This window comes from Corallococcus llansteffanensis (genome assembly GCF_003612055.1).
Classification (GTDB): domain Bacteria; phylum Myxococcota; class Myxococcia; order Myxococcales; family Myxococcaceae; genus Corallococcus; species Corallococcus llansteffanensis.
The window spans coordinates 1-8,146 of sequence record NZ_RAWB01000451.1; the positions used below are offsets into that span (position 1 = coordinate 1).

General features: G+C 71.3%; 4 protein-coding genes and 2 pseudogenes. 5 read left to right on the forward strand and 1 reads right to left on the reverse strand.

The features are described from left to right. Positions 1-388 (forward strand): annotated as a pseudogene (locus D7V93_RS31545) (metallophosphoesterase); the annotation flags it as partial. A gap of 12 nt (positions 389-400) precedes the next feature. On the opposite strand, the gene D7V93_RS31550 reads toward D7V93_RS31545, so the two are convergent. Next, entirely contained in the window at positions 401-1,774 is a 1,374-nt protein-coding gene (locus tag D7V93_RS31550) for a thioredoxin family protein (RefSeq protein WP_120646915.1), read from the reverse strand. Between the two features lie 108 nt (positions 1,775-1,882). Between D7V93_RS31550 and D7V93_RS31555 the strand changes: the two genes are divergently transcribed. The 4 genes and pseudogenes from D7V93_RS31555 to D7V93_RS31570 all read left to right on the forward strand — a co-directional run. Continuing rightward, a complete protein-coding gene (locus D7V93_RS31555; RefSeq protein WP_208723219.1) occupies positions 1,883-3,628 on the forward strand; it encodes a GTPase in 1,746 nt (581 codons plus the stop codon). A 93-nt stretch (positions 3,629-3,721) separates the two neighbouring features. Continuing rightward, on the forward strand, positions 3,722-4,786 hold the full coding sequence (locus D7V93_RS31560) for a hypothetical protein (RefSeq protein ID WP_120646916.1): 1,065 nt from the start codon (positions 3,722-3,724) through the stop codon (positions 4,784-4,786). 180 nt (positions 4,787-4,966) lie between these two features. Then, positions 4,967-7,069, forward strand: a complete 2,103-nt coding sequence (gene traA, locus D7V93_RS31565) for an outer membrane exchange protein TraA (RefSeq protein WP_244237634.1) — start codon at positions 4,967-4,969, stop codon at positions 7,067-7,069. Then, a pseudogene (locus D7V93_RS31570) lies at positions 7,066-8,146 on the forward strand (hypothetical protein); the annotation flags it as partial. The gene traA and the pseudogene D7V93_RS31570, both read left to right, overlap by 4 nt.

Consider the following 8,146-nt stretch of genomic DNA (forward strand, 5'->3'; position numbering starts at 1 on the left):
GCCGGGCAACGCGGCGTCGGGCGAGGGGCGGGGCATCTTCTACCAGCGGCCCAGCCTCCAGGCGGAGGACGCGGAGCGCGTGCGCGGGACGCCCCGGCGGCGGTTCGACCCGCGCCGGCTGCCGCTGGGATTGACGCAGGTGGTGGGCCACACGCGCGACAAGCGGGTGCGGGAGCTGGTGTCCCCGGGCCCCGTGCGCGACGGCGTGCTGCGCCACCTGGTGACGGACGGGACGCGCGTAGACTACGCGCACGGACCGCCCCCGGAGACGGGGGCGGGTGAGGCGGTGATGGTCTTCACCGACGGGGCCATGCGCGAGGGCCGGGCCGAGGACTTCGAGCTGTTCGACCTGGACGCCCGGCGCGCGGTGCCGCTCGAAGGGCGCTGAAGGTGCGCGTCGCTACGGCGCCGCGGCCGGGGCCTTGAGGGCGGCGAGCCGCTTCTCCAGGGCCTCCATCCGGCTCGCCGACACCTGGGACGCGGGCAGTGTCTTCGAGAACGAGATCGCATCCTCCAAGGTCTTCACCATGCCCGCTTCGTCCTTCCGGGCCACGTAGATGTCCGCACGGACGCCGAGGACGGACAGCCTCCGGGCGCCCTGCACGCGCGCGAGGGCCCGGTCGTTCGCGGCGAGCGCCTTGTCCAGCTGCTTCGTCTGGAGGTAGAGCATCGCGAGCCGCGCGGGCGGGTTGTAGTCCTGGGGCAGGTCTCGCTCGCTCTGCTCCAGCGCGGGGATGGCCCGTTCGGGCTGATTCAGCGCCATCGCCGCGAGCATGCGGTGCGAGTCGAACACGGTGCGCGCCTCCGGGTTGGGCGCCTTCGCGGCCTCGCCCTCCAGGAACGTGATCCACTCCCGGGCGACGCGCTTCGCGACCGCGGTATCCCCCTCCTTGGTGCGTGCCTGCACGAGCACCTCGTAGATGCCGGAGCGGTCATCCGCCTCCATCGCGATGGCGGGCGGCGCGAGCACCTCGAGCGCCTTCGCCTCCAGCGCGTAGCGCAGGCTGGCGGTCTCGTGCGTGTTCTCGGGGATGGCCAGCGCGCAGGTGAGGCCGTTGAGGACGCCGTTGACGAGGTTGAGCGAGCGCGGCACCTTCGGCAGCTCCGCCACCGCCTTCTGCGCGCACGGCACGTACTGCTTCGCGCCGTACTGGGCCATCAGCAGGGACTCCAGCGCGCGGCCCCGGCGGGACCAGTCGGCGGGGGCCTCGGCGAGCGCGAGCGACAGGGCCTCGGCGGCCTCCGCGGGCTTGCCCTCTCCGTAGAGGGCGTCGCCCCGGGCGAGCAGCGCGTCCGCGCCGGTGGCGCCGCCCTTGTAGGCCAGCTCGCCGTCCTCGAAGAGGCGCTCCAGCTGCGGCACCGTGGCGCTGCCGGCGAAGCGCAGCAGGGCCTTCTCCTCGCGCGGGTCGATGATGAAGAAGGTGGGCCAGAACTCCACCGGGTACTTCTCCTGGAAGGCCGCGTTCCCGGTCAGGTCGGTGTTGAGCTCCAGCCACACGAAGCGGTCCGCGTGCTTCGCCAGGGCCTTGTCCGTGAAGACGTAGGCGCGCATGGAGCGACAGGTGTGGCACCACGGCGCCCACGTGTCGACGAACAGGGGCACGCCCTTCGCCTTCGCCTCGGCGAGCGCGCGGGCGTAGTCGTCCGCGATGAAGGGCAGCGGGCCTTGCGCATGCGCGTCGGATGCGGGCGCGTCGGGTGCGGGCGCGTTGGCGTGCGTGGCCGTGCAGGCGATGGACCCCGACAGGAGCAGGCAGGCAAGAAGGAGGCGCATGCGGCGCACCCTAGCGCGCCTCATGGGGGGTGTCCCCGGTGGACAGAGCGCATACACATTCCTGGGCACCGCCGTGCGTGCGTGCTGTCTTGCGCGCGGCCCATGCCCATGAAGCACTCCCACGCCCTGCGCACCGCCCTCGCGTCCGCCCTGGAGGCCCTGCCTCCTTCCGAGCGCTTCCCCGAAGGAGGCGACGCCGACGTGGCCCGCCGTCTGGCCGAACGCCTGCGCCGCGACCTGCTGCCCCGCCTGGGCTCCGGCCCGGACGACATGCCGCTCTTGCTCGTGGCCATCGCCGGGCCCAACAACGTCGGGAAGTCCACGCTCTTCAACGCGCTGGCGAAGGCGTCCCTGTCCCCCGCGCGTCCCGAAGGCGGCCTGACGAAGCAGTGCCTGGCGGCGGCGCACCCGGAGACGTGGACCGGCGAGCTGAAGGACGTGCTGACCCAGCGCTACGACATCGTCCCGGTGGTGGAGGGCACGGTGGCGCCGGTGGACGCGCCCGGACCCGCGGGCCGGCTGTACCTGGTGCTGGCGGACGCGGTGCCACGGGGCCTGCTGGTGATGGACACGCCGGACTTCGACAGCGTGTACCGCGACAACCGCGAGCGGGCCGAGGCGCTGCTCGTCACGGTGGACGTGCTGGTGTTCGTGGTGAGCCGGCAGACGTACCAGAACGCGGCGCTGGTGGACTTCCTGCGCGCGGCGGTGGGCCACGGGCGGCCGTACCTGCTCGTCTACAACGAGGCCACGCGCGAGGACGTGGCCCGGGGACACCTGGACAAGCTGGCCCAGGACGTGGGCCACCCACCCATCGCGCGCTATCTCGCGCCGCACCAGCCGGACGTGGAGGCGGGCCTGAAGCCGCTCGCCACGGAGGCGCTGGATGGACGGCCTCCGCTCGCCGCGCTGCTGGGACAGGCCGAACATGCGCGGGAGCTGAAGGCCCGGGCGCTGGAGGCGTCGCTGTCGGATGCGCGCTCGGAGCTGGACGCGGTGGCTCGGGCCGCCACGCGCGCGGCGCGGGAGCCGGAGCGCCTGCGGCAGCGGCTGCGGCACGACCTGCTGGGCATTGGCGCGCAGGCCGCATTGAAGGCCGTGCCCGCGGACGTGCTCGTGGATGCGTTCCGGGACGAGCTGGATGCGCGCAGCACCTTCCACCGGCTCGTGCGACTGCCGTTCCGGGGGCTGGCCACGGCGCTCACGTTCGTGAGCCGCAAGGTGCGCGAGTCCTTCACCGGGCCCCGGCCCCACGAGGCGCTGCCCACGCAGGCGGTGGACGACTCGCTGAAGGACGGGCTGCGGCGGCTGGTGGACGCGTTCGCGCCGGAGGTGGCCGCGTGGCGCGGGGACGCGGAGACGAAGCAGAAGCTGGCGGAGGCCTTCGGGCCCGCGATGCTCGGCCGGTTGGATGCGCCGCTGGAGTTGGGTGCGCTGCACGCGCACGCGACGGACCGGGTGACGCTGTATGACTTCTGCCGCGAGCTGGTGGGCCGCGAGCTGCAGGGCGGCATGCGCGAGGAGATGCTCCAGACGCTCACCACGCTGGTGTACTCGGTGCCATCGGGAGCGGCGGCGGTGGTGACGGTGGCCACCGGCGGCCTGGGGCATGACGCGGTGGTGTGGGCGGGCACGCTCTTGTCCACGCCGCTGCTGGAGCGCTTCGTGGACCTGCTGGGGGCCCAGGTGCGCGCGACGGTGACGCGCCGGTGGGCGGACTCCCACGGGGCCACGCTGGCGCAGGCGATGGAGACGCGCTTCTTCACGGACCTGCTGTCCCACCTGGACGCCCAGGCCGACGGCTGGCTGCGCACCGCGGCCACGCTGGAGGCGGCGCGAGCGGCGACGGAGTAGGCGGCCGCTCCCGGACAAGCCTCCGGCCTTCCGAGCGGCGGGGTGAGTTCGTCCGTGCCACGTCGCCACCGATGCGTCATGCTCGGCAGTGCCATGACCGGTCCGGGCCCGGAGGCGGGTTCCCCTCTCATCCTGTCGTTCCGACACCTGCTGACCGAGTCCGTCGGGGTGTTCCTCGACGAGGCGGACATGACGTGCGCGCAGACGGCGGACGCGCTCAGTGAGCTGCTGGTGACGCTGTCGCGCTACCGCGAGGAGGGCGCGCTGCTGTTCCCCACCGCGTTCCTGGGCGACGACCTGGGCGCGATGCTGGAGCTGCTGGGTGGGCACGACCCGATTCCCATCGGTTCGGGGCCGCGCACCCGGGCCACCATCCAGCGGGCGCTCAAGCAGTGCGCGCCGCTGGGGCAGGGGCGCTGGTGGGCGCTGTACCTGCTGCGCGAGGCGGAGGGCCTCACCTACGGCATCTTCCGGACGGATCCGTTCCCCCTGGCGGAGACGCCGCTGGAGCGCCTGCGCAACGCGCCGGAGCGGGGCGTGCGCGTGGTGGGCGTGTTGCAGCTCGCGGACAACATCATCGAGCTGCGCGCGGGCGGCGGGCTGGTGCGGCACGTGTACCTGTCCGGTGCGCGCATCGACCTGGAGCCGCCCTCGGTGGTCCTGGATTCGCTGGCGAGCGCGGTGACCGAGCAGGTCCTGCCCTCCAGCCGCGAGCACGCGCGAGGCTTCTTCCGGCGGGTGCTGTTCGAGGTGATGCAGTCCTCGCACGGCACGCTGGTGGCGGTGCTGCCCCGGGAGCGCGCGGGGTCGGCGCTGTTCGTGGATGGCATCCTCTTGCCCCGGCCGATGGACGTGGTGGCGCTGCTGGACCGGCACCACGCGACGCCGGATGGCAGCGCCGCGTCGGCGGTGCGGGCGACCGCGCAGCTCTTGCGCGGCATGATGTCCACCGATGGCATCACCGTGCTGCGCGCGGATGGGTGCATCCTCGGGTACAACGTCTTCGTGCGTCACCCGGAGACGCTGGCCCGGCAGCCGGCGTTCTTCGGCGGGGCCCGGCGGCGCACCTTCGAGGTGCTGTGCGCGGCCCTGGGCGGAGAGCTCGCCGCGGCCTTCATCCGCTCCCAGGATGGGGATGTCGCGTGCCGCCGCGCGTGAGTCGCGGGACGCCGTGACGATTTCCAGTTTTGCCTGCTGTACGGGGTGAGTTTGATTTCGTTCCCGGCGGACGTCGTTCGAGTGGCGGAGGACCCTGGAGGTCCTCTCGACGCACGGGGACGCGTGACGTGGGGAAGGAAGTTGAGAACGTCAAGCAAATCTGGGAGGCTGCCCGCCGCCGTGCGACCCTCTCCCCTCCCCTTCCGCGCGTGTGCCGCGCTGTCCCTGCTCGCTGTGTGCCTCGCGAGCGCGCCTGCCGTGGCCGCCAAGCAGCCGGAGGTCGTCGTCACGGGAGACCCCATCGCTCCATCGCCTGGAGAGATTGGAACCGGCCTCTGCATCGCATCGAGCGTGTCCACGAACCCGGCGGGTGACTTCCCGCAGAGCGAGGCTACGTTCAACGGCGGCATCAACTCCTTCATGGAGGCCAACAGGTCGAGCCGGGTGACGTCGGTCCTGAGGACCCCGTTCGACCTGTCGAACAACAACACCGGTGGCCTCAGGCAGAGCTACGGCGATTTCATTGATGTCGTGTCGGGATGTCCAAGCGGAGGCTGCGGCTTCTTCATCAATGACACGACCACGTCTTTCGCATCACGTCTGCGCGGGTTCATCAACGTCACGCCGGACATGATCGGAGTCGGGCTGCATTTTGGCTTCTACGCGGACGACGCGGTCAGCCTCGTCATCTACGACCGCGCTCAGACTGCGTATCCGGTCATCAACCGCCCACCCACGCTCGGGTTCGCGACCTGGCGCACCACCAACACCGTCAGGTTTTCCAAGACGGGCCTCTACCCTGTCGAAATCCTGTATGCAGAGATCGGTGACCACGCGGCATTGGAGCTGTCTGTCAACGCCGGTGCGTTCACTGACTTCGAGCGCTCCGCCAATCAGGCGCCCTTCGTCAACCTGAGCACCTCTGGTTTCAGCCTGGTCCCGGCCGAGAAGTTCTTCCAGACGGACAATGGCCGCCCGTCGTTCCCGGCCAACCTGAACCAGTGTGATCAGTGCAACCGCCAGTTCGCCAACCTCCCCGGCAACGGCGGCTGTGGCTCGTCCTACTACTGCAACGCCGCGGCCCTCTGCGCGCCCTGCGACTCGGCGCTCTTCTGCGGCGACACCTGCTCACCTTGCGGTCAGTCCACGCCCCACTGCGCCAACGTCAACAGTCGCTACTCCTGTGTCCAGTGCACCGCGGATGCGGACTGCGTCACCGGCCGCTGCGACCTGACCGACAACACCTGCAAGGGCTGCGTCAACGATTCCCAGTGCGCTTCCGGTCAGGTCTGTGACGAACCCAGCTTCACCTGCGTCCAGTGCACGGGCGACGAGAACTGCCCCAACGGCCAGGTCTGCGACCCCACCTCGAACACCTGCGCCGAGTGCAACCAGGACACCGACTGCGACCGCGGGCTACGCTGCTCCAACCACGCCTGCGTCCTCTGTGACTCCAACGACGCCTGCGCCGGCAACTCCTGCAACTGCTGCCCCAATGGCACCCAGTGCGCCGCACCCACCCCCGGCGCTCCGCCCTCCTGCGTCGAGTGCACCACCGACAGCCAGTGCTCCAACGGCCAGCGCTGCGACACCGTGAACGGCGCCTGCGTCGACGCCGTCCCGGAGTGCAACACCGCCGACCGCTGCGGCCCCGGCTGCTCCAAGTGCCCCGGCGAGCGCCCCTTCTGTCTCGACGGCGAGGTCTGCGTCCAGTGCCGCACCGACCTCGAGTGCGGCGACGGCCAGTTCTGCTTGAGCGGCGAATGCAGCGCCTGCACCACCGACAAGCGCTGCGGCGACCGCTGCGATGCCTGTGACGCCGCCACCCCGTTCTGCCTCACCGACGGCTCCGTGCAGAACAGCGTCTGCGTGGGCTGCGTCAACGACTCCGACTGCGGCAGCGGCACCTGCGACCCCACCACACGCACCTGCGACAACACCAACGCCTGCGCCGTGACATGCGAAGAAGGCCTCGTGTGCGACGGCGCCACGTGCGTCGAGTGCTTCGCCGATGCCCACTGCCCCTGCGGCGGCACCTGCGACACCACGTCCAACACCTGCGACATCTCCTGCGCCGACAGCGGCGACTGCCTGGGCGTCGAGTTCTGCTCCGCCGAGACCCAGCAGTGCGAGCGCGGCCGCCGCAAGCCCGGCACCGAACCGCAGGGCGGCGCCTTCTGCTGCGGCACCACCGCCGAGGACACCCCCACCGGCAGCACCGCCATCCTCGTCACCCTCGCCCTGGGCTTCCTCTTCCTGCGCTCCTCCCGCCGCGTCCGATGAAGCCTTCCCGCACGTCGCTCCTCCCGCTGCTCGTGGCCCTGGGTCTGTCCACCGCCGCCAGCGCCGCGCCGGATGCGCGCTTCAACCTCCAGCTCTTCCGTCCCTCCGGCGCGCCGCAGGACCTGGTGATGGTCACCCAGTCCCGGCCCCTGTCCCACCTGTCCGTCTCCGCCGGGCCCTACCTCAGCTACTCCATCAACCCCCTGTCCCTCGTCCCCAAGGACGGCGACGTGGGCTCCATCAGCCTCGTGGGCAACCGGCTCCAGCTGGATGTCATGGCCACCGTGGGCCTCTTCGACTGGGCCGAAGTGGGCGTGGACCTGCCACTCGTCATGCTCCAGGGCGGCCAGAACCTGGAGGTCATCGGCTCGGAAGGACCCGTGGAGAGCTTCGCGCTCGGCGACCTGCGCCTCACCGGCAAGGTGGCCCTCCCCGGCCTGCGCCGCTCCGCGGAAGGCCACGGCTGGGGCAGCGCGCTCACCTTCAACGTCAGCTTCCCCACCGGCGTGCAGGAGGCCTTCGCGGGCGACGGCGAGCTCACCTGGGCGCCGGGCGTCGTCGTCGACTACCGCTTCGAGTCCGGCATCCTCCTGGCCCTCAACGGCGGCTTCTGGAAGCGGCCGGACCTCGTGTTCAGCGGCGTCAACATGGGCGACATGGCGCCCTTCGGCCTGGGCACCGAGGTGCCCCTCCTGCGCGGCAGCGGCATCACCGCGCTCGGCATGGTGCACGGCGCGGTGGGCCTGGAGAAGGAGCCCGACCAGCCCCGCCAGATTCCCGCGGAGCTGCTCATCGGCCTGCGCTGGTACAGCTCCACCGGCGTCACCTTCACCTTCGGCGGCGGCCTGGGCTGCGGCTGTTCCCTGGCGTCCCCCAACCTGAGCTTCTTCACGTCCATCATCTGGGTGCCCGCCAAGACGCGCGAGTGGGAGGCCATCGAGCGCTTCAAGGAGCCGCCCGAGCTGCGCTACCTGCGCACGCAGGGGCAGAACCTTCCGCTGAACTACACGGTGCTGGACGCGGACGGGCGCCGGATGATGGACGCACGGCTGAGGTGGACCAGCTCCGCGCCGGACG

Coding starts and splice junctions, on each gene's coding strand:
- D7V93_RS31560 (WP_120646916.1), top strand. CDS start 3,722: ATGACCGGTCCGGGCCCGGAGGCGGGTTCCCCTCTCATCCTGTCGTTC.
- D7V93_RS31555 (WP_208723219.1), top strand. CDS start 1,883: ATGAAGCACTCCCACGCCCTGCGCACCGCCCTCGCGTCCGCCCTGGAG.
- D7V93_RS31550 (WP_120646915.1), bottom strand. CDS start 1,774: ATGCGCCTCCTTCTTGCCTGCCTGCTCCTGTCGGGGTCCATCGCCTGC.